Genomic DNA, 19,660 nt, shown 5'->3' with positions numbered 1-19,660 from the left:
TCTAAACTGGTTTTATTTCTCATGATTGGTTCATTTTGAATATAGAAACTAGAATCAGGTTCTACACCCCTAGCTAAATCTTCTCTTTTACAAGTTAATGAACCTGTGCTTTTAACGTTCAGATTTAACTCTTCAACTAAAACAATAATGAGATTTTGTAACAAACGGTTATTATGTTCATGGGGCATTAATGGAGTCATAATTTCTAAGATTCCCTGATTATAAGTAAACCTGTTATTGCGAGTATCACCTGTTTCTAATAAAATCCTTTCAAAAGTATTCCAAGAAATATTATGGAGGATGATGCTATTGGTGTGAGTGTCGCTGTGAGTAGGTGCTAGAATTACCATAGAAATTCACCTCGCAGTTTTAATGTAAGCATTCAGCTATCAGTAATCAGTAATCAGTAATCAGCTTTTACCTAGTAAGTAGACAGATTCTTGCTCAAATCATAATATTGCCACATTCTGTAAGTGTTGATGAGGAAAATTTGCCAGATGAAATTCGTGTTTTTTAACCTGCTGCTAACGGAAACCGACGGCTGACGGCTGAATACTTACGTTTTAATTATCCTATTATATCACTTCAGGAAATAGGAAATAGGAAATAAGGAATCAAAGCAAATTCTAGCTATCTATCAATACCAAATTCTTTTAATTGTTCCTCCAGTGGTTGAGTTGTATCCAAGATTTTAATGTAGGGTTGTTCTTTGTCTGTGAATGGTTCAGCTTGGTTGAGTTGAGATACCAATAAATCAGCGGTAGCATCAGCAATATCACCAGTACGGTTAACAAGTCGTTCTTGCAATACTTCTAACGGTGCTGTACAGTGGATAATCTGTAGGGGTAATTGATGTTGAGTAGCTTGATTAATCGCTTGCTGGCGTAAGTGTTGACGGTCATACTTGGCATCTAAAATCACACGCCAACCTTGATTAGCCAGTGTAATTCCCAATGTTAACAATCTGTCATAAGTCTTTTGAGTCATTTCCGGTGTATATATCTCATTTCCACCACGTTCTAATAAAGGAATACCTGCTAAATGTTTCCGCACTGCATCAGAACGCAAGTGAACTGCTCCTAGTTTACGCGCTAAATATCTAGCAGTGGTACTTTTACCAGAACCTGATAACCCGGACATTAAAATCAATTGTCCTTGTTTGGGTTTAGTATACTCCCAAGCTTGACGATAATATGCAGATGCTGTTTTTGCGGCTTCTTCTTTCACATCTGCGGGTACACTAGGATCATCTAATAAAAATGATGTCACTTTTGCCCGCACATAAGCTTGACGACTTAAATATAAAGGTAATACCTGTAAACCTTCCCAGTCTCCAGTTTGTTCAACATAAGCATTTAAAAAAGCATTTGCTAAATCTTTCCGCCCTTTTGCTTCAATATCCATGACCGTAAATGCCACATCATACATGACATCTACAAAGCGAAACGGCTCATTAAATTCTATACAATCGAATAACATGATTTTATCATGCCAAAGAGCAATATTTCGCAGGTGTAAATCCCCGTGACATTCACGGATGTAGTTATTGGTAATTCTGCTAGTAAATAATTCTGGATTTTGGTTAAAAAAGTTATCTGTATATGCTTTTGTTTCTGTAAACTGTTGCTGGGTTTGGGGACCACCAATATACTTTAAAGTTTGGTTATAATTCTCATTAATAGTCAACCGCACTTCTGAGATTTGCCCAAAACTGCGAATGTAATCATTTGTCTGGGACTTTGCATGGTATTCAGATACTACCCGTCCTAATTCCTGCAAGTGCATTTCATTTAACTTACCCTGGGAAAAAAGTTCACTAAATAAGGCATATTGGGGAAATTGACGCATTTTTAGCGCATATTCTACAACTTCCCCCGTTCCCGCTAAATGGTATTGTTCTCCTGTGCAGGTAATAGGTAATACTTGCAAATACAGTTCACCTGCGCCTCGCTGATTTAAACGTAACTCTTCCTGGCAACAATGTAACCGCTTTTCTAATGTGGAATAATCTAAAAAGCCAAAATTTATAGGTTTTTTCAGTTTATAGACATATTCTCCAGTGAGTAACACATAAGAAGCATGAGTTTGAATCAGTTGAATTGGTTCTGTTACCCCATGAGGATAAAATCCTGGTTGTAACATTTGTTCAATTAAAGCTGGAAGATTAGCTTGTGTCATAATATTTATACCAGTGTTGGATGTTGGAAGTTGGATTTTTGGAAGTTGGATTTTTAGCCGCAGATAAACACAGGTCAACCCATACAAGTATCAGCGGAAATAATTTTATAAGATATAGCTGTAGACAGAGTAGTTAGGACATTCTCAAAAGCTAAAAGCTAGTGATAATAAGGGTTTTACTCCTGACTCCTGTACGGGTGTTCGCGAAGCGTGCTGGAAGCATCAGCATTCGGGCGACCAATTATCAATTTTATGAAAAGGCTATTTTCCTGTAAGGGCGAAGCATTCAGGCGATAAATTATCAATTTTATGAAAAGGTTATTTTCCTGTAAGGGCGAAGCATTCGGCCGATAAATTATCAATTTTTATCACAGGTTATTTTCCGAATGCCTGTCTGCCGACAGGCAGGCTTCGCCCCTACTTCGCCCCTACTTCGCCCCTACGACTCCTGACTCCTGCTATATTAACCCTGATAGCTTAACAAAAAAAACCAGGGGTTTAACCCTGGTTCATTCAGCAATTATGACAAAATTTAAGTGCTATTTAAGTGCTATTGAAGATAAAATGCACACCATCTTTTAGGCTTTAGCAGCAAAAAAACTGAGATGGTAAGGTGTACCCTTGGCTGGGTGAATTTGAACTTCGCGGAGTACGGTTTTACCAGTCCACTGAAGTTCAGGAATATTGAGTTCAATTTCGGTTTTGTTGGGAGCAGCTTGTTTGAGCAAGCGTTCAACGGTTTTTGCATCAACTACTAAAGAAATTGATTCCGCACCGTTGTGTCCGTACAAATTCGCGGGGATTAAACCAGAACGTCGCAAAGCATTGGGCTTGCTACCTTCTGGACGTTTGTGAGATTCTAATGCGATCGCCATACTACTCTTAATGTTTTAGTGGTTGGTTGTTAGTTGTCAATTGTCAATTGTCAATTGTCAATTATTAAACTGGTGTACCATCTGCGTGCAACAGTGCGCGTTTTGGTCCGTGAATTGGATCTTCCACAATGATAGTTTGATCACGACTTGCTCCTAAGGAGACGATCGCAATCGGGACTTCCATCAATTCTGCTAAGAATTTAAGATAGTCCAATGCTTGCTTTGGCAAGTCTTCCAAGCTACGGCATTCAGTGGTTGGTACTTGCCATCCTGGTAAGGTTTTATAAATCGGACGACAACGGGCAAACTGACGGGCGCTGGTGGGGAAGTGATCACAGCGTTGGCCATCTATTTCATAAGCCACGCAAACTTTGATTTCCTCTAACTCATCTAGCACATCTAACTTAGTTAGTGCCATACAATCCATGCCATTAATACGGACTGCATAACGTCCAATCACGGCATCAAACCAACCACAACGGCGTTTTCTACCTGTGGTTGTGCCAAATTCTGCACCGCGATCGCCCAATAAATCACCAATTTCCCCATCTAATTCTGTGGGAAATGGTCCTTCGCCGACTCTGGTGGTATATGCTTTGGATACCCCTATTACCCGATCTATCATTGTCGGTCCTAGACCAGTACCCACGCAAGCACCCCCAGCTACAGGATTAGAAGAGGTGACATAAGGATAAGTCCCATGATCTAAATCCAGTAGAGTTCCTTGTGCGCCTTCAAACAAAATGTTACGTCGTTTTTGCACTGCATCATATATTTTTATTGATGTGTCCACTACAAAAGGACGCAACCTTTCTGCATAGTCCAAATACTCCTCAATCACTTCTTGGGGGTCAAGAGGAGGAATATCATACAGCTTTTCTAAAATTGTGTTTTTATAATTTATTGTCCATTCCAACTGCTCACGTAATCCTGCCGGATCCATCAAGTCTAACATCCTGATGCCTGTCCGTTCTGATTTATCCGCGTAGGTAGGACCTATACCTCTACCAGTCGTGCCGATTTTATGCGTTCCCCGGCGTTCTTCTGATGCCTTATCAATTAACCGATGGTAAGGCATGGTAACATGAGCCGTCTCTGAAATTAGCAGATTAGCAGTAGAAATATTTAGTTGTTCAAGTTGTTCAAGTTCTTGTATCAAAACCTGTGGATCAATAACTGTCCCACAGCCGATGATACATTCGGTATCTGGATACAATATACCAGAGGGAATTAAGTGCAGTTTAAATGTCTGACCTTGGACTACTATTGTGTGTCCAGCGTTAACTCCTCCCTGGTAACGTACCACCACATCTGCGGAGCGGCTGAGTAAGTCAGTTATTTTACCTTTTCCTTCATCGCCCCATTGAGCGCCTATGACAATGACGTTAGCCAAGAGATTATATTAAAGGGTAAAGTTTCCACAAATATTAATTATTAGCAGTTTTTTTAGCTTTTGTCAATAACTTTGTGACTGATGACTGGGTACTGGTGGTTGGTAAAATTATTAATATATTTTTTTATTTATAAATTTTGTTACAATTAGTAAAATTTTTATCTAAAAGTTACCATTATGGCCTTATACGCTGAGTTACATAGACACCTGGGGGGTTCCGTCGTCCCCCGTGTGTTGTGGCGGTATTTTCAGCGCCATGCTACAGATTTAATTTCTCGGTTTGCTGAATATTCTGAATTTGAGGATTTTTACACCCGTCCCCGCAATACTTTAGATGAGTATTTAGAATTGCATACTTTAGTGGAAAGTGTGCAAACTGTGGAAACTTTACCTTACTTTATCTATCGTTTGTTGCGTGGTGCGTATATCTTTGAAAATTTGGCTTATTTAGAATTGCGTTATACTCCCTATTTACGCACTCCTGAACATCTGAGTCAAAACGCCAGAATTGATAAGATGGCGGAAATTGTGGAAATTGTGGGTAAAGCGAGTCATTCTTTGGAATATCCCATTGTTAATAGTCAAATTCTCTGTATGCACTCTCGTTTACCTTTTGAGGTAAATAAGGCTATTGTGGATTTAGCAGCACAAAATAGAGAATATGTTTGTGCGGTGGATGTGGCAGGTGGCGATCGCATTTATGGGGAAAGAATGCCAGAATGGATTAGTTTATATAACTATGCCCGTTCTTTGGGTTTGAAGACTACCGGACATCTTTATGAAACCAAAGATGGTTGTTATCCCGAACTTTTACCTTATTTAATGCGAATTGGTCACGGTATCCAAATTCCTTTACTTTATCCTCAATTATTGCCAGATTTAGCCAGAAGAGGACAATGTTTAGAAGTTTGTCCCACGACTTACTTAAAAACAGGAACTTTACAGGATATCCGGCAGTTAAAATTGGTTTTTGATCGATGTTTTGAAACTGGGGTTGATATTGCCATCTGTACTGATAACGCAGGTTTACATAATGTCCGTTTACCTTTTGAATATGAAAATCTGCTGACTTACGACATTATTAATTTCCAACAACTTCAAGCCTGTCAAGATGCCGCTTTTCGCCATGCTTTTGCTTGGCCTCATGATCAACGTCCTGCATCTTTGTTAAGTGGTTTATTGAAACCTGAACCAGCTAAGGTTTTGATATAGACAGGAATTAAGCAAAACAGAACAAAAGTAGGGGTAATTCATGAATTACCCCTACGCAATAATGAGGTTTTTAGTCCAATCTTGCGTCACTTCTCATAGACAATATTGAGGAAGAAGCAAAGGCAGAGAACACAAGATAAAATTGATAAAAGTTGATAAAAGTTGATTAATTTTTATCAACTTTTGCCTGTTGCCTTTTGCCTGTTGCCTTCATTAACTGTTAAACGCCTTCTGTCGCGCCACCCACTGTTTTCCAAGCGTCTAGGCCACCTTGAATAACACAGACATCTCTAAACCCGGCAGCGCCTAAAATACTAACTGCCAGATTAGCATGGGTATCATGGTCGCCATAAACGTAGATTTGGCGTTGTTTATGCAAGCTGGTTTTTGCACGGTCGGCTAAGTCGTTGAGGGGAATGGAAATAGCACCTGTGATATGGCCGTGGTTGTAGGTAAGGCGATCGCGTACATCAATAATTGTAAAGGCGGGTTGACCCCATTCTAGACGCGATATTAATTCATTAACATCAGCAACTAAATTACTCATTGGCGTTTTTAGTTTAAGACTTTACCAGCAATCTATCAAAAATACTTTGAAAATTCGGTTTTTTTGACAATTTATCTAAAATTCTTTAGAGATGTTAACTAAAATTATAATTACAATTTATGCGGCTAAATTAAGTCTAACTATTGTAAACTAATTATCTGTACATCCCGACAATTTTTAATCTTTAATTTTTAATTTTCAATTCTGGAACATGGCATCTACAATACAATCTTTACCTACAGAAGTCGTATATCTGATTACAGCAGGAGAAGTAATAGATAGTTTTGCTTCTGTGGTTCGGGAATTAGTAGAAAATTCCTTAGATGCTGGTGCAACGCGCATTGTAATTTCTTTATGGACACAACAATGGCGAGTGCGGGTAGCTGATAATGGTTGTGGTATGAATTTAGATGATTTACAACAAGCGGCAACAGCACATACTACCAGTAAAATTCATTCTTCAGATGATTTGTGGAAAATTAAAAGTTTAGGTTTTCGTGGAGAAGCGTTACATAGTTTAGCAACTTTAGCAGATTTAGAAATTTTTAGCCGTCCGGTGGGAGGAAATGAAGGATGGCAGGTTGTTTATGGCAATGATGGGGAAGTTATTAAAACAGAAGTAGTAGCGATCGCTTCTGGTACTGTTGTTACTGTTGATAATTTATTTGCTAATTATCCCGCACGTCGTCAAGGTTTACCGAACGCCACACAGCAAATGAAAGCTGTACAAACAATCATTCAACAAATTGCTTTATGTCATCCTCATATTACTTATCAAGTTTGGCAAAATGATCGGGAATGGTTCACTATTTGTCAAACTGCAAGTCCAGGTAAATTAATTCCGCAAATTCTCACCCAAATTAAACCAGGTGATTTAAAAGAATTAAAGATAGAAATACCAAATCCGCAATCTACAATTAACTTAGTAATAGGTTTACCTGATAGATGTCACCGTCATAAACCTGACTGGGTAAAAGTAGCCATTAATGGCAGAATCATTAAATCACCAGAATTAGAACAAACAATTTTTGCAGCATTTCATAAAACCTTACCACGCGATCGCTATCCGGTTTGTTTTTTACATCTTACCATTTCCCCTGATCAAATTAACTGGAATCGCCACCCTGCCAAAACAGAAATTTATTTAAATGAAATTAATGCTTGGCAAGAAAAAATTAGCGAAACGATTAATCAAGCATTCTATATTTCTGAAGCTAATTTAAAAGATTCAGTTCACACAACTCGAGTAAGTAACTTACTTAAAGTTGCAGAAAAAAAAGGTAGTTATAACTTTAGTTCTAAAAATGCAGATACAAAAACACAGAATTACTTAAAAGCCGTTGCCCAAGTGAGCAATATGTATATTGTTGCTGAACATCCAGGAGGAATGTGGTTAGTAGAACAACACATTGCCCATGAAAGAGTTTTATATGAAAAAATCTGTGATGAATGGGAAATAGTGCCTGTAGAAACACCAATTATTCTTTATCAATTATTACCTTCTCAGGTTGCCCAATTACAAAGAATTAACTTAGATATTGAAACTTTTGGGGAAAAACTTTGGGCTGTACGTACAGTTCCCGCAATGTTAAAAACACGGGAAGATTGCGCCGAAGCATTATTAGAATTAAGTTTAGGAGGAGACTTACAAACCGCCCAGGTTGCTGTTGCTTGTCGCAGTGCTATCCGCAATGGTACACCAATGACTTTACCAGAAATGCAGCAATTATTAGATGATTGGCAACGCACCCGCAACCCCCAGACCTGCCCACATGGTAGACCAATTTATTTATCTTTGGAAGAGTCTGCTTTATCTCGCTTTTTCCGTCGTCATTGGGTGGTTGGTAAAAGTCATGGTATCTAAGGAGTCAGGAGCAATTAATTACAAAAGAATTATGAATTTTACATGATGATTTTGTATAACTGTCTTGTCTACACGAAAAAGTATGGAAAAATTGAAGCAAGGCTATTTTAGAAAAGGCCGCTGAGAAATAAACAGCTAATACTTAGACATCCAACTTAATTTGAGAGTTTTGGGTTTTATGTCTTAGTGTTTTTTTTATCTCAAAAACTTGGGTAAATTCTCACAAATCCTTCCCACATTATATGGCTGTAATTACTGCTCTTGCTAATCAGTATTATCTCTATATCCGCAAAGATCAAAAACCTGTTGCTTGGGATATATACGATCCTAAACCACCCATTGACTTTGCTTTAACTACTTATTTCGGTAAAGTATTTCAAGCAATAGAAAAAAGTTCTCTTATCAGTGGTTTAGTCTTTTATGTCACTTGGAATGAAATTGATGAACTACCATCTTATGGGGAAAATGTGGTAGTTTTTGTATTGGGTGATGAATGGTATCGTATACCCAAATATGCTCACAAAGTCAGGGCGGTATTTAAGTGTGTAGGTACAAATTCCATTCTCGGATGTAACCCTATTGTACAACCTTCATTGTTAAACTTACTGACACTAATTCAGTTTTTAAGAATTTTATTAGTTGGTGTACCAAGCCGGGTTAATTATTATTGGCATCAATTCAAAAGTTTGGTATTAGGTAAAGGTCTAATTCCTCCTATCTATGATCTTCCCTTGGGTTACAATAACTCCAAGGATTTACCCATCAAAAATATCGCAGATCGGCTTTATGATACTTATTTTTCCGGGAGTGTTGTCCACAGACAATATCCTATCTGGTCTTTTAAATCTTGGTTAGGAACTCCTAAAGCATTATCTAGAAAATTGATGTTATCAACTTTAAAGAAGTTCAAAAAACAACATCCTGAATTTAACGTTGAATTATCAATTACTGGTGGTTATCACAATAGAACTCAAGCGGATGAACGCAGCTATTGTGAAATCATGATGGATACAAAAATCTGTCTTGTTCCTAGAGGTACATCTTTTGAAACCACGCGTTTATTTGAGGGGATGAAATATGGTTGTGTTTTAGTCACAGAAGCTTTACCTTCTCGATGGTATTTAGAAGGTGCGCCGGTGATTAAAATCAAGAATTGGCAAGAATTACCAAAGGTGTTAAAAAATCTGTTGGAAAATAAAGAACTGATGGAAGAAATGCACTATAAATCATTAATTTTTTGGCAAAATAAATGTTCTGAAACTGTGGTTGCAAATTATGTAATTGAAAAGTTGAATAGGGAACTTTTTGTAAATTCTGGGGTTAATTTAGATCCACCCTAGTTTGATTTTATATCTCCCCAACCCCCTTAAAAAGGGGGGCTAATATTTATAAAATAATCATATATTTAATCAGTTAAAAAGTCTTGATTTAAACATTCATCGGTATTAAAAGGAGATTCTACAGGAAAAATATCAAGTAACAAACCTGTTTCTATAGACGCTTGCTGACGTGCATCTTGATAACATTCGACAAATGTTTCTAAAAAAAAATTTTTTAAACTAGTTTTTAAACTAGGACTATCTTGGAAATGTTTATTTAATCTCCGGCGATGTTCAAAGATAGTCGAAAGCCAGCTTTTAGAGCGTTTTTCTGGCTGATATTTATATTTTAATAAGTGCATTAAAAGCACTACTAAATTAATTTCTAATGTTCTTTTTTCACTTCTTCCCATGCTTTCAATTTCTTCAATCAGATTTTCTAAATCAATTTCTGCAAATTTCCCTGCCTTTAATTGTTTGGCGGTTGTTTCTATCCATAGGTAAAAATCTTGTTCATAAAGATTAGTTTTTGTGGTACTTTTTAGCTGAGGTGTTGTCATTTTTAACCTCCTTTGGTTGTTGATCAAAATAAGTTAGATTTGGTTTTATATTTCAGGTAGAACACATTTAACTATTCTACATATCTACACCACTATTCATAACTTCATCTAAACTAAAAGGAGACTCTTGAGGAAATAAATTTAGTTTAATTCCTGTTTCTTGAGATGCTTTCAGACGAGCTTTATTATAACAATCTGCAAATAATTCTGTGAATAAAGGTTGTAGACTTGGACTGTCTTCTAATAATTCTTCAAGACAAATTCTTTGTTCAGTAATTGTACTCTGCCAACTTGCACTACGTTTTTCAGGTTGATAATGCCATTTTAATAAGTGCATTAGTAGCACAATTAAACGGCTTTTTAACTCTCGTTTTTCACTTCTTCCCATGCTTTCGATTTCTTCTATTAAATTTCCTAAATCAACTTCTGTAAAATCTCCTTTTCTTAACTGTTGGGCGGTTGTTTCTATCCATAGGTAAAAATCCTGTTCATAAAGATTAGTTTTTGTGGTACTTTTTAGCTGAGGTGTTGCCATTTTTTACCTCCTGTGGGTACTTATCAATATTATACAATATTTTCCATTGAATGCAGATAAACTCAGATAATCTAATACCTACAAAATATCTTCAATACTTAACTTTAAAACCCTGATTAAATATTGCGTCAAAGTAAACGCATCAACCCCTAATTCTGTCCTTTCTTTTACTGCTAAAATACCCCCTTGAGAATGCCACCAAGCCGCAGCAGCTACCACATCTTCAATATTAACTTGTTTATTAACAACCCGCGCCAAAATTCCGCCCATTAAACCAGTTAAGACATCACCACTACCACCACGAGCTAAAGCTGGCGTACTTTCCGCATTGATCCAAACGACACCTTCAGGGTTAGAAATGGCGGTTCTTGCCCCTTTTAACAGCACTACAGCCCCTGTTTGTGATGCTGCTGTTTGTACTGCTTTCACCCTATCTTGATAATTAATATCAGGAAATAAACGATGAAATTCACCTGTGTGGGGTGTGAGAATTGTTGTATTTTGGCGTTTTTGTAAAGTGGAAATAGTCCCTAATTGTGCCAAGATATTTAAACCATCGGCATCCAAAATTAACGGCACATCACTATTAATTACCTGTTCAATAATTGGGGTAGCATCTGTAGTTAAACCTGGTCCACAAGCAATAGCATTAAATGAATTCAAATCTGTATTTGGAGGTAATTGTAAATGAGAAATTGCCCCGGTTTCCGTTTCAGGACATCCGATAATTAACGCTTCTGGTAAATGGGAAATTAAAAGCGGTTTAATACTTTCAGGTACGGCAATTGATAACATTCCTACACCCGAAGCACGCGCACCTAAACCCGTTAAAATTGCGCCCCCTGCATAACGTTTTGAGCCAGAAATTAATAGTAAATGTCCAGATTTATATTTGTGGGTTGTAGGGGAAAGAGGTAAAGATAAGGTATCAAATACTGTGGTTTTGGTAATGCGTTTAATTTTAGGAACTTCACCTAAAATCGCATGAATATCAGCTAAGGGAATATCAAAATCAATTAATTCTGCTTGTCCAATATATTCTAATGCTTGTTCTTGCAATAAACCCTGTTTCCATAAACCTAAACAAAAGGTATGATTTGCACGAATAGCAGTACCTAAAACTTCCCCTGTATCTGTGTGTAAACCAGAAGGTAAGTCAATACTAAAAATCGGTTTATTCCAATCATTAAAATGGTTAATCGCTTCGGCAATATTCCCGGTAATTTCTCTTTCTAAACCAAAGCCAAATAACCCATCAATTAAAAAATCACAACTTGGTAATTCTGCCAGTTCTGTAAAACAAGGAATCCCCAAACTTTGGGCATATTGTAAATGTTGAGAAGTTAATTCTTTGAGTTTAGCAAAAGGTTGATAAATCCAAACTTGATAACCTTGAAAATGTAACTCTCTGGCTACAACTAAAGCATCACCTCCATTGTGTCCTGGACCTGCTAAAATTCCTACATTAGATCCCCCCAACCCCCCTTGAAAAAGGGGGCTAAGAGGTATGATAGATTGTAGGCGTTGCCAGTGGCGAGCGAAGCTATCGCTAATTAATCTCCCTACTTTTTCCATCAAAGCTGCAACCGGCATTCCCGCAGCAAATATTCGTCCTTCAATGTCACGCATTTGAGCAGCAGTGACTACAAATTGTTCTTTAGTCATTAGTATTAGTCATTAGTGATTAGTTATTAGTCATTAGTTATTAGTGATTAGTTATTAGTCATTAGTTATTAGTCATTAGTTATTAGTTATTAGTGATTAGTTATTAGTTATTCTTTTCTATCACCAATCACCAATCACCAATCACCAATCACCAATCACCTGTCACCTATCTTCCATAATAAACCCTAGCATTAGCATAACCTAAATTTCGCAAATAATTATTCCATTGTTCTGCTTCTTGGCGTTCTCTAAAACCTCCTACAGCTATATGCGCTCCTCGTGGTTGAGTTCTCATAAAAACATTAGTATTACCATCTATTTTTTGTCGAATTTCTCTACCAAGCAAGGGTAAGTTATTACTGCTGGTGGGAATGATAACGTAGTAATATCTACTCTGTTCTCGTTGAACGCTAGGACTTACATTGCGAAAATTATCTCCAGTAGAATAAGGTACTTCTCTACCAGAGAAATAGGATATTTGTTCTGGGTTAGAAAAGCTGAGAATGCGAGCGCCACTAATACCATTTAATTCTAATTCTCTCACACGCTGTTGGGCGTTAGATGGTTTGCTAAAAACACCTGACTGAATAATATTACGTCCATTAAACGGACGAATATAAGCACTACTTTCAATTTGACGCACTTGTTGTAGAATTTGGGAGTTATCGCTATCAACATAGACAACATATCTTTCAAAGTTTTGTCCATATTGACTAATTTGTGTAGGTTGAGAAGTTTGATAGTTTTGATTATTTTGATAAAACTCCACTGCTGGTTGCAATTCTGGTAATCTGGTCTGTGCTAGACTATCTTCGCAAGTGAGCATCAAGCATCCACCCACAAGTAAAGAAATTACGGGTACAGTGGTAATTTGACGTGTTATTAAATGAGACATATTTGTAACCAGGGTTTCTCAAAATTTTCTACTAGCCATTATTTTAATCAGGATAATAAAAAATTACGGAGATGGGTGAAACCCCAAAACGAAAGAATTTTGTCAGGGTTTAGCTTTGCTAAAGCCCTACTTATGCTACTATGGGAGAGTGTTTGCCTTGTGCTAAAATCAAAAACCCTTATTATAGATGAACAGTAGCAAGCACTGTTAAAAGTGTAAATTATGAAAAAAGTTGTCGTTGGTCTTTCTGGTGGCGTTGACAGTTCTGTAGCTGCCGCTATTTTACACAATCAGGGCTATGATGTAATTGGTTTGACCCTTTGGTTAATGAAAGGTAAGGGTCAATGTTGCTCTGAAGGAATGATCGACGCGGCTAGTATTTGTGAACAATTGGGTGTTCCCCACGAAATTGTCGATATTCGGGATGTCTTTCAAGCGAATATTGTTGATTATTTAGTCTCTGGTTATAGTGTGGGAATTACGCCCCTGCCTTGTTCTCAATGTAACAAGACGGTGAAGTTTGGACCAATGGTGGAATATGCACGGGAGAAGTTAGAAAGTAATTACATAGCTACCGGTCATTATGCGCGAATTACTTATGATGAAACCACTGGACGTTATCAATTATTACGCGCCGTTGACCGCAACAAGGATCAATCTTATTTCCTATATGATTTGTCTCAAGATTTACTTGGGGCTTCGATCTTTCCTTTGGGAGAATTAAATAAAAGCGATACCCGCAAAATAGCTGCCGAATATGGGTTAAAAACCGCCGATAAACCAGAAAGTCAAGATTTATGCTTGGTAGAAAGTAACGGTTCAATGCGGGCATTTTTAGATAAATATTTAGCACCAAAACCAGGTGATATTGTGGATACCACTGGTAAGGTTTTGGGTAAACATGATGGTGTCCATCATTACACAATTGGTCAGCGTAAAGGTTTAGGAATTGCTGCTGCTGAACCTTTGTATGTGATTGAATTAGATGCAGTTAATAATCGTGTGGTAGTGGGCGATCGCACCAAAGGAACTCAAGGAGAATGCACAGTCAACCGGGTAAACTGGGTGTCTATTGCTGAACCTGCAACCCCCATCCGTGCAGAAGTGCAAATTCGTTATCGTTCCCAACCTGTAGCGGTGACGGTGATACCTTTAGAAAATGACAGAGTGCGGTTAGTTTTTGATGAACCTCAGTTCAGCATTACCCCAGGACAAGCTGCGGTTTGGTATGAAGGGGAAAAGGTATTAGGTGGGGGAATAATTGAACAGTTTAGTTAAGTAGTGTAAATAAACGACTACGCCCGTAAAGTCGAAGATTACGCTTTATTAGGTGTACCTGAATATTTGATTGTAGATTATTTGGGAATTGGAGGAAGAGAATATATTGGTAAACCCAAACAACCAACAATTACTATTTGTACCTTAGTTGGTGATGAATATGAAAAGCAATTGTTTCAAAATAACGATCAACTTGTTTCTTCCATCTTTCCTAACTTGCAATTAACAGCACAACAAATCTTTACAGTGTAATTGTTAGATGAAAAATGTACTATCTGCAAACAGCAATTAACCATGATTGTAAAGAGTAAAATTTCTATCTAACCAAATAACATAAAATATAGCACCATCTCTATAGCCTACCATTGCTTTTATACCGGAAAAGCGAAAAGCAATAAAATTGACATCTTCTGTAATAAATTTGGGAATTGGTGCTTTAATAGCATCCCTAGAAATTTTTTCATAACCAAGTTGGTGTCTACCTTGCGAGTGTATTTGACTCCAGGTTAATTTACTCAGTCTATGCAATTTTAAAGCAAATGCAACCTGATCATCTTTCTCACACTTAGTTAAACAATATTAACCCTCTAGGTAACGTAGAGAAAATACAGGTGGAGCTTTTTCTGGAGAAATTTCTTTTTGATCATTTGGAGTTGTTAGTTTATTACCCCTATCTTTTTGGGGTTGTTTAATTTTTTTCTTACTCATCTTCATCTAAAAGCTGAGTTTTAAAATATTTTTTTAGACATTCATGAGTAATAACATCACTTACATCTGTGTCTTTCCAAGGTTCTTCATTATGAGTCATATTTCTCAATTTCCAAGCTGAAAATTGACCATATACGCTATAAACTTCATCTAGTAAATCAACAGTTTTTTCATCGTATATCGAAAAATCAATATCTTCAGGAATGGGAATTGCACTAGAAGCAAAGTTTTTATACTCATGATAAACTTCCGGTACAACTGGTCCATGAATCCAAGCTTCAACAGGCTCAGGAAACAAAGGTTCGTTATACAGTGCTAAATGAAAACCTTGTGCGTAGTAAAGTAATTTTTGTAGTTTCAGATTAGAAATTAAATCCCCAGCATCTTCATCAGCTTGAGATAGAAAATACTTTGCAACATCATGACAACTGAGCATACTTGTTTCCTTCGATTTTGATAATTCCAGCAACTATTCTTAGTAATAAAAAGTATCTTAAATTTTTTCCTTCGAGCGAATAATATATATTTCTAAAATACTATTGTACTACACAATATTAATTAAAGCAACCGTTCAGGTATCCATTTCTGACCCTACTGCGGGACTGAGGTTAGCAAAATAAATTTCACCACGTTTCATCTTTCAACCCATCCTCTAGGGTTAATTCCCATTCTGGGTCAATTTCTGCTGATGCTTCCCGATATGCTTGCTCTAACTCTTGAAATCTCAATAAATCTAATGCTAACTCGATTACTTGAGAACGAGATTTACAACCTTTGGTAATTTTGTAGTTCTCCACAAACTGCAATAAAGCTGTTGGCAAGGAAATAGATATTTTTCCCGTTTGCATAGTATTACCATTTGGCAATCTCATATTTCTTACTCAAAGGTAGCATAAGTTAAGTAGGGTTTGCGGAGAAAGTCTTTTAGTAGAGGCAGGGAATAGGGAATAGTAAGAATTTAGTTTTTACCCAGTCACCAGTCACCAGTCACCAGTCACCAGTCCCCAGTCCCCAGTCACCAATCCCCAATCACACCCTTTCCGACCGGCAATAGAAAATTTTTTTTGTGAACTTGTAACACAAAGTACCCACAATTTGATAACTTAGTACATAGATTGCAACAATAACAATATTTATAAATTACGGAAGGAATCACGTTGAGTTACCAACCAGATGCGATCGCCCCCCACGGCGGAGAATTAATTAACAGAATTGCTTCAACTGAACAAAGAGAATTATTTCTTTCCAAAGCAGAATTTTTACAACGAGTAACCCTTGATGAGCGAGCCATTTCCGATCTAGAAATGATTGCGATCGGTGGTTTTAGTCCGCTGACTGGTTTCATGAACCAAGCCGACTATAATCGCGTAGTCGCAGAAATGCGATTGGCTAACGGTACTGTTTGGTCAATTCCCATTACACTATCTGTCACAGAAGAAGTTGCCGCCCCTCTCCAAGTAGGTGGTTTAGTGCGTCTGGATAACCCCAATGGCGAGTACATTGGGGTTTTGGAACTAAGCGAAAAATATACTTACGACAAAAAACGCGAAGCTGTAAATGTATATCGCACAGATGAAGCCAAACACCCTGGAGTACAGGTAGTATATAACCAAGGTTCTGTGAATCTGGCTGGGGATATCTGGTTACTGCAACGTGATCCTCATCCCCAGTTTCCCGCCTACCAAATAGATCCCGCTGCTTCCCGGCAAATGTTTAGAGAAAAAGGCTGGAAAACTATCGTTGGTTTCCAAACTCGCAACCCCATCCACCGCGCCCATGAGTACATTCAAAAGTGCGCCTTGGAAACAGTTGATGGTCTATTTTTACACCCATTAGTCGGTGCAACCAAAGAAGATGACATCGCTGCGGATGTACGGATGCGTTGTTATGAAATATTAATGGATCATTATTACCCCTTAGATCGAGTAATTCTGGCAATTAACCCAGCGGCAATGCGTTATGCAGGACCCAGAGAAGCTATTTTCCATGCTCTAGTGCGTAAAAATTACGGCTGTACACATTTTATAGTTGGGCGAGATCATGCGGGAGTAGGTGACTACTACGGCACTTATGACGCTCAATATATATTTGATGAGTTTGCGCCAGAAGAACTGGGCATTGTGCCAATGAAGTTTGAACACGCTTTCTACTGCACACGCACCAAACAAATGGCCACCACTAAAACCAGTCCTAGCAAACCAGAGGAACGGGTTCACCTATCGGGAACAAAAGTTAGAGAAATGTTGCGTCGTGGTGAGTTACCCCCACCAGAATTTTCTCGTCCAGAAGTGGCAGCCGAGTTAGCCAGAGCAATGTCTATCCAACAACCAGCTTTGGTTTAAAGAGACTGAAAAAGTAGCAAAAAGTCTAATTTCAAACTTTACTCTTTAGCCCTCAGCCCTTTAAGCTGTACCTTATCGACTGAGGGTTAACAGCTAATTTATGAAACGGCGTGCGTTTTTAGGAAGAATTGGCTCTATACTGGCACTATTGGGTTTAACTCAAGCTGAGTGGTTGACTTTGGGAAATCACTATTATCAAGCTTTAGCAGCACCCAATAGCCGCAAGTTGGCATTGCTAATAGGTATAAATCAATATCCACAAAGTCCCGCCCTTGGTGGTTGTCTGACAGATGTGGAATTGCAAAAAGAACTTTTGATTCACCGTTTTGGCTTTGCAACTTCAGATATTCTTACCTTAACTGAGGAACAAGCCAGTCGAGAATTTATTGAGGCAGCTATTTTAGATCACTTGGGTAAACAAGCAAAAGCCGATGATGTTGTGATTTTCCACTTTAGCGGCTATGGTAGTCGTGTCAAGTTGGGTACTTTCCCAGAAAATTTGCAGAATGCCCTGATCCCAGTTGACGAAAATTCACAGAATATAAATTTTGTCAACTATTTATTAGAAGAAAATCTTTTAGGATTATTGCGATCGCTCCCCACAGACCGAGTAACAGCAGTATTAGATACTAGCTACTATGCTAAAAGTACATTACATCCTGCCGGTTTGCGATTTCGCGCCCGTCCAGAACCATCAACAGCAAAGTTAGCACTCAAAGAACTGGATCTGTTCAACCACCTGCAAACACAGAACTCAGTTGCTAACAATGTCATGGTGATAAAAGCAACTTCACAACCAGAGCAAACAGCAGGAGAATTATTGTTTTCTGGTTTCAGTGCGGGTTTATTTACCTACGTTCTGACTCAATATCTATGGGAAGCAACCCCAGCCACAACAATTCAAGTTCTGCTATCTCATGCTAGTAGTTCTATGTACAAACTGGGTAGTGAACAGCAACCAGGGTTACTCAGTGAGAAGAAAAATCCTCAAAGTGTTTTAATTAATGAGAATTTTCCCATAGAAAGCACTACAGCAGAAGGAGTAGTGAAAGCTAAGGATGACGATGGTAAAACAGTACAATTATGGTTAGGAGGAATCCCCCCGCACGTTTGGCAATACTATGGTGTTAATTCGAGATTGACTTTGCCGACTGGAGAACAGTTAATATTAAAGTCCCGCAGTGGCTTAACTGCAAAAGCACAGATATCTAGTCAAGAACATAGCAAATCTCTACAAGTTGGGCAACTGGTACAGGAATCTGTACGTATGTTACCCCGGAATATTAATTTAACAGTAGCCTTAGATTCGGGACTGGAAAGAATTGAGCGTGTAGACGCTACCAGTGCCTTTGCAGCCATTACCCGCATGATAAATATTGCCTCAGCAGATCAGGGCGCTGATTACGTATTTGGTAAAGTGGAAAATGTTCCTAGTCGTTATGGTCTTTTTTCTCTCAGTGGTGAGCTAATAAATAATACTTCTGGAGAAATTGGAGAAGCAGTTAAAGTTGCAGTACAAAGATTAACACCCAAATTTTCCACCTTGTTAGCCGCCAAGTTATGGCGACTGACAGAAAATGAAGGTTCTTCTCGTTTACTGGTGAAAGCGAGTTTAGAGATGATGAACAAAATCTCGCCTCGTGTAGTTATGCAGCGACAAACATGGCGCAATCTGAGTGGGGAAACTACAACTAACAAAGCATTTACCACCCCAGGAACAGTTGTTCCTACAGTTCCCGTGGGTAGTAGGATGCAGTACCGGGTAGAAAATTTGAGCGATCGCCCAATTTATGTAATGCTGGTGGGGTTAAATAATACTAGAAGTGCCATAGCTTTTTACCCTTGGCAAATGTCCCCAGAAGCAAGTGCTTCTGACACCAAACCCGATCTGCAAGAAATAGTCATTCCCCCAGGGCAAACCCTGAAATTCCCCCAAAATGATACTACCTTTGGCTGGTTGTTGCCTACACGAGCATTGTTTTGTGAACATCAACTAATATTGAGTACATCTCCTTTTACGGAAACTTTAGCAGCCTTGGTAACGGCTAGGTATCCCACCGCTGATCAACAGCCCATTAGTCAGTTAGTTAATACCTTAGAAGTTGCCCAGGCTTTACTGCAAGATTTACATAATGGTACTAAAGCTAAAGCGGAAATCAATGGAACTACTACTGATTCTTATGTATTAAATGTGAATAACTGGGCAAGTCTGAATTTTAGTTTTAAGGTAGTGTGAGGGGACTGGGGACTGGGGACTGGTGACTGGTGACTGGGGACTGGGGACTGGGG

The 19,660-nt window shown here is 38.2% G+C and carries 19 protein-coding genes and 1 pseudogene; 7 read left to right on the top strand and 13 right to left on the bottom strand.

The features are described 5' to 3' along the window. The 4 genes from PN497_RS16985 to PN497_RS16970 form a co-directional block, all read right to left on the bottom strand. Positions 1 to 350 (bottom strand): Uma2 family endonuclease (locus PN497_RS16985; protein WP_272110718.1); only part of this gene is annotated, 350 nt, incomplete at its 3' end. A 280-nt stretch (positions 351 to 630) separates the two neighbouring features. After that, positions 631 to 2,178, bottom strand: coding sequence for a bifunctional aminoglycoside phosphotransferase/ATP-binding protein (locus PN497_RS16980; protein WP_096570715.1), 1,548 nt, complete (start codon positions 2,176 to 2,178; stop codon positions 631 to 633). Between the two features lie 578 nt (positions 2,179 to 2,756). Continuing rightward, a complete protein-coding gene (gene rplY / locus PN497_RS16975; RefSeq protein WP_096570713.1) occupies positions 2,757 to 3,053 on the bottom strand; it encodes a 50S ribosomal protein L25 in 297 nt (98 codons plus the stop codon). A 64-nt stretch (positions 3,054 to 3,117) separates the two neighbouring features. Then, positions 3,118 to 4,446, bottom strand: coding sequence for an adenylosuccinate synthase (locus PN497_RS16970; protein ID WP_096570711.1), 1,329 nt, complete (start codon positions 4,444 to 4,446; stop codon positions 3,118 to 3,120). A 177-nt stretch (positions 4,447 to 4,623) separates the two neighbouring features. On the opposite strand from PN497_RS16970, the gene PN497_RS16965 reads away from it, so the two are divergent. After that, complete coding sequence (locus tag PN497_RS16965; protein ID WP_096570709.1) at positions 4,624 to 5,658, top strand: adenosine deaminase; 1,035 nt, start codon at positions 4,624 to 4,626, stop codon at positions 5,656 to 5,658. 220 nt (positions 5,659 to 5,878) lie between these two features. On the opposite strand, the gene PN497_RS16960 is transcribed toward PN497_RS16965, so the two are convergent. Beyond that, on the bottom strand, positions 5,879 to 6,205 hold the full coding sequence (locus PN497_RS16960; protein ID WP_096570707.1) for a rhodanese-like domain-containing protein: 327 nt from the start codon (positions 6,203 to 6,205) through the stop codon (positions 5,879 to 5,881). Between the two features lie 211 nt (positions 6,206 to 6,416). Here PN497_RS16960 and mutL point away from each other — a divergent pair, with 211 nt between their 5' ends. Next, complete coding sequence (gene mutL, locus PN497_RS16955; protein WP_096570705.1) at positions 6,417 to 8,069, top strand: DNA mismatch repair endonuclease MutL; 1,653 nt, start codon at positions 6,417 to 6,419, stop codon at positions 8,067 to 8,069. 242 nt (positions 8,070 to 8,311) lie between these two features. Then, a complete protein-coding gene (locus tag PN497_RS16950) occupies positions 8,312 to 9,409 on the top strand; it encodes an exostosin family protein (protein WP_096570703.1) in 1,098 nt (365 codons plus the stop codon). A gap of 65 nt (positions 9,410 to 9,474) precedes the next feature. Here the strand turns inward: PN497_RS16950 and PN497_RS16945 are convergent, their stop codons facing one another. From PN497_RS16945 to PN497_RS16930, 4 genes are all read right to left on the bottom strand, one after another. Next, positions 9,475 to 9,948: a DUF29 domain-containing protein gene (locus PN497_RS16945; RefSeq protein WP_096570701.1), complete on the bottom strand. Its 474-nt coding sequence runs from the start codon at positions 9,946 to 9,948 to the stop codon at positions 9,475 to 9,477. Between the two features lie 76 nt (positions 9,949 to 10,024). Continuing rightward, complete coding sequence (locus PN497_RS16940; protein WP_096570700.1) at positions 10,025 to 10,483, bottom strand: DUF29 domain-containing protein; 459 nt, start codon at positions 10,481 to 10,483, stop codon at positions 10,025 to 10,027. Positions 10,484 to 10,561: 78 nt separating this feature from the next. Beyond that, positions 10,562 to 12,148, bottom strand: a complete 1,587-nt coding sequence (locus PN497_RS16935; protein WP_096570698.1) for an NAD(P)H-hydrate dehydratase — start codon at positions 12,146 to 12,148, stop codon at positions 10,562 to 10,564. Between the two features lie 166 nt (positions 12,149 to 12,314). Next, the gene (locus tag PN497_RS16930) at positions 12,315 to 13,043 is read right to left on the bottom strand and encodes a hypothetical protein (RefSeq protein WP_096570696.1); all 729 of its coding nucleotides are present in this window, start codon (positions 13,041 to 13,043) and stop codon (positions 12,315 to 12,317) included. Between the two features lie 222 nt (positions 13,044 to 13,265). On the opposite strand from PN497_RS16930, the gene mnmA reads away from it, so the two are divergent. Both mnmA and PN497_RS16920 read left to right on the top strand, forming a co-directional pair. Continuing rightward, entirely contained in the window at positions 13,266 to 14,321 is a 1,056-nt protein-coding gene (mnmA, locus tag PN497_RS16925) for a tRNA 2-thiouridine(34) synthase MnmA (protein ID WP_096570694.1), read from the top strand. Positions 14,322 to 14,333: 12 nt separating this feature from the next. Continuing rightward, positions 14,334 to 14,573 (top strand): annotated as a pseudogene (locus PN497_RS16920) (Uma2 family endonuclease); the annotation flags it as partial. Positions 14,574 to 14,609: 36 nt separating this feature from the next. Here PN497_RS16920 and PN497_RS16915 read toward each other — a convergent pair. From PN497_RS16915 to PN497_RS16900, 4 genes are all read right to left on the bottom strand, one after another. Next, on the bottom strand, positions 14,610 to 14,849 hold the full coding sequence (locus PN497_RS16915) for a hypothetical protein (RefSeq protein ID WP_272110717.1): 240 nt from the start codon (positions 14,847 to 14,849) through the stop codon (positions 14,610 to 14,612). 51 nt (positions 14,850 to 14,900) lie between these two features. After that, on the bottom strand, positions 14,901 to 15,029 hold the full coding sequence (locus PN497_RS16910; RefSeq protein ID WP_272110716.1) for a hypothetical protein: 129 nt from the start codon (positions 15,027 to 15,029) through the stop codon (positions 14,901 to 14,903). Next, entirely contained in the window at positions 15,022 to 15,465 is a 444-nt protein-coding gene (locus PN497_RS16905; protein WP_096570692.1) for a Panacea domain-containing protein, read from the bottom strand. The genes PN497_RS16910 and PN497_RS16905 overlap by 8 nt, the downstream gene beginning before the upstream one ends. Positions 15,466 to 15,652: 187 nt before the next feature. Next, positions 15,653 to 15,877 (bottom strand): CopG family transcriptional regulator, encoded by a 225-nt coding sequence (locus PN497_RS16900; protein WP_096572780.1) that lies wholly within the window; start codon positions 15,875 to 15,877, stop codon positions 15,653 to 15,655. A gap of 309 nt (positions 15,878 to 16,186) precedes the next feature. Here PN497_RS16900 and sat point away from each other — a divergent pair, with 309 nt between their 5' ends. Both sat and PN497_RS16890 read left to right on the top strand, forming a co-directional pair. Continuing rightward, a complete protein-coding gene (gene sat, locus PN497_RS16895; RefSeq protein WP_096570690.1) occupies positions 16,187 to 17,371 on the top strand; it encodes a sulfate adenylyltransferase in 1,185 nt (394 codons plus the stop codon). A 100-nt stretch (positions 17,372 to 17,471) separates the two neighbouring features. Beyond that, positions 17,472 to 19,607, top strand: a complete 2,136-nt coding sequence (locus PN497_RS16890; protein ID WP_096570688.1) for a caspase family protein — start codon at positions 17,472 to 17,474, stop codon at positions 19,605 to 19,607. Positions 19,608 to 19,660: the final 53 nt, after the last annotated feature.

The organism is Sphaerospermopsis kisseleviana CS-549, from assembly GCF_028329225.1.
Taxonomy (GTDB): Bacteria; Cyanobacteriota; Cyanobacteriia; order Cyanobacteriales; family Nostocaceae; genus Sphaerospermopsis; species Sphaerospermopsis kisseleviana.
This window is presented reverse-complemented; position numbering and strand designations above follow the sequence as displayed.

Coding starts and splice junctions, on each gene's coding strand:
- PN497_RS16980 (WP_096570715.1), bottom strand. CDS start 2,178: ATGACACAAGCTAATCTTCCAGCTTTAATTGAACAAATGTTACAACCA.
- rplY (WP_096570713.1), bottom strand. CDS start 3,053: ATGGCGATCGCATTAGAATCTCACAAACGTCCAGAAGGTAGCAAGCCC.
- PN497_RS16965 (WP_096570709.1), top strand. CDS start 4,624: ATGGCCTTATACGCTGAGTTACATAGACACCTGGGGGGTTCCGTCGTC.
- PN497_RS16960 (WP_096570707.1), bottom strand. CDS start 6,205: ATGAGTAATTTAGTTGCTGATGTTAATGAATTAATATCGCGTCTAGAA.
- mutL (WP_096570705.1), top strand. CDS start 6,417: ATGGCATCTACAATACAATCTTTACCTACAGAAGTCGTATATCTGATT.
- PN497_RS16950 (WP_096570703.1), top strand. CDS start 8,312: ATGGCTGTAATTACTGCTCTTGCTAATCAGTATTATCTCTATATCCGC.
- PN497_RS16945 (WP_096570701.1), bottom strand. CDS start 9,948: ATGACAACACCTCAGCTAAAAAGTACCACAAAAACTAATCTTTATGAA.
- PN497_RS16940 (WP_096570700.1), bottom strand. CDS start 10,483: ATGGCAACACCTCAGCTAAAAAGTACCACAAAAACTAATCTTTATGAA.
- PN497_RS16935 (WP_096570698.1), bottom strand. CDS start 12,148: ATGACTAAAGAACAATTTGTAGTCACTGCTGCTCAAATGCGTGACATT.
- PN497_RS16930 (WP_096570696.1), bottom strand. CDS start 13,043: ATGTCTCATTTAATAACACGTCAAATTACCACTGTACCCGTAATTTCT.
- mnmA (WP_096570694.1), top strand. CDS start 13,266: ATGAAAAAAGTTGTCGTTGGTCTTTCTGGTGGCGTTGACAGTTCTGTA.
- PN497_RS16910 (WP_272110716.1), bottom strand. CDS start 15,029: ATGAGTAAGAAAAAAATTAAACAACCCCAAAAAGATAGGGGTAATAAA.
- PN497_RS16905 (WP_096570692.1), bottom strand. CDS start 15,465: ATGCTCAGTTGTCATGATGTTGCAAAGTATTTTCTATCTCAAGCTGAT.
- PN497_RS16900 (WP_096572780.1), bottom strand. CDS start 15,877: ATGCAAACGGGAAAAATATCTATTTCCTTGCCAACAGCTTTATTGCAG.
- PN497_RS16890 (WP_096570688.1), top strand. CDS start 17,472: ATGAAACGGCGTGCGTTTTTAGGAAGAATTGGCTCTATACTGGCACTA.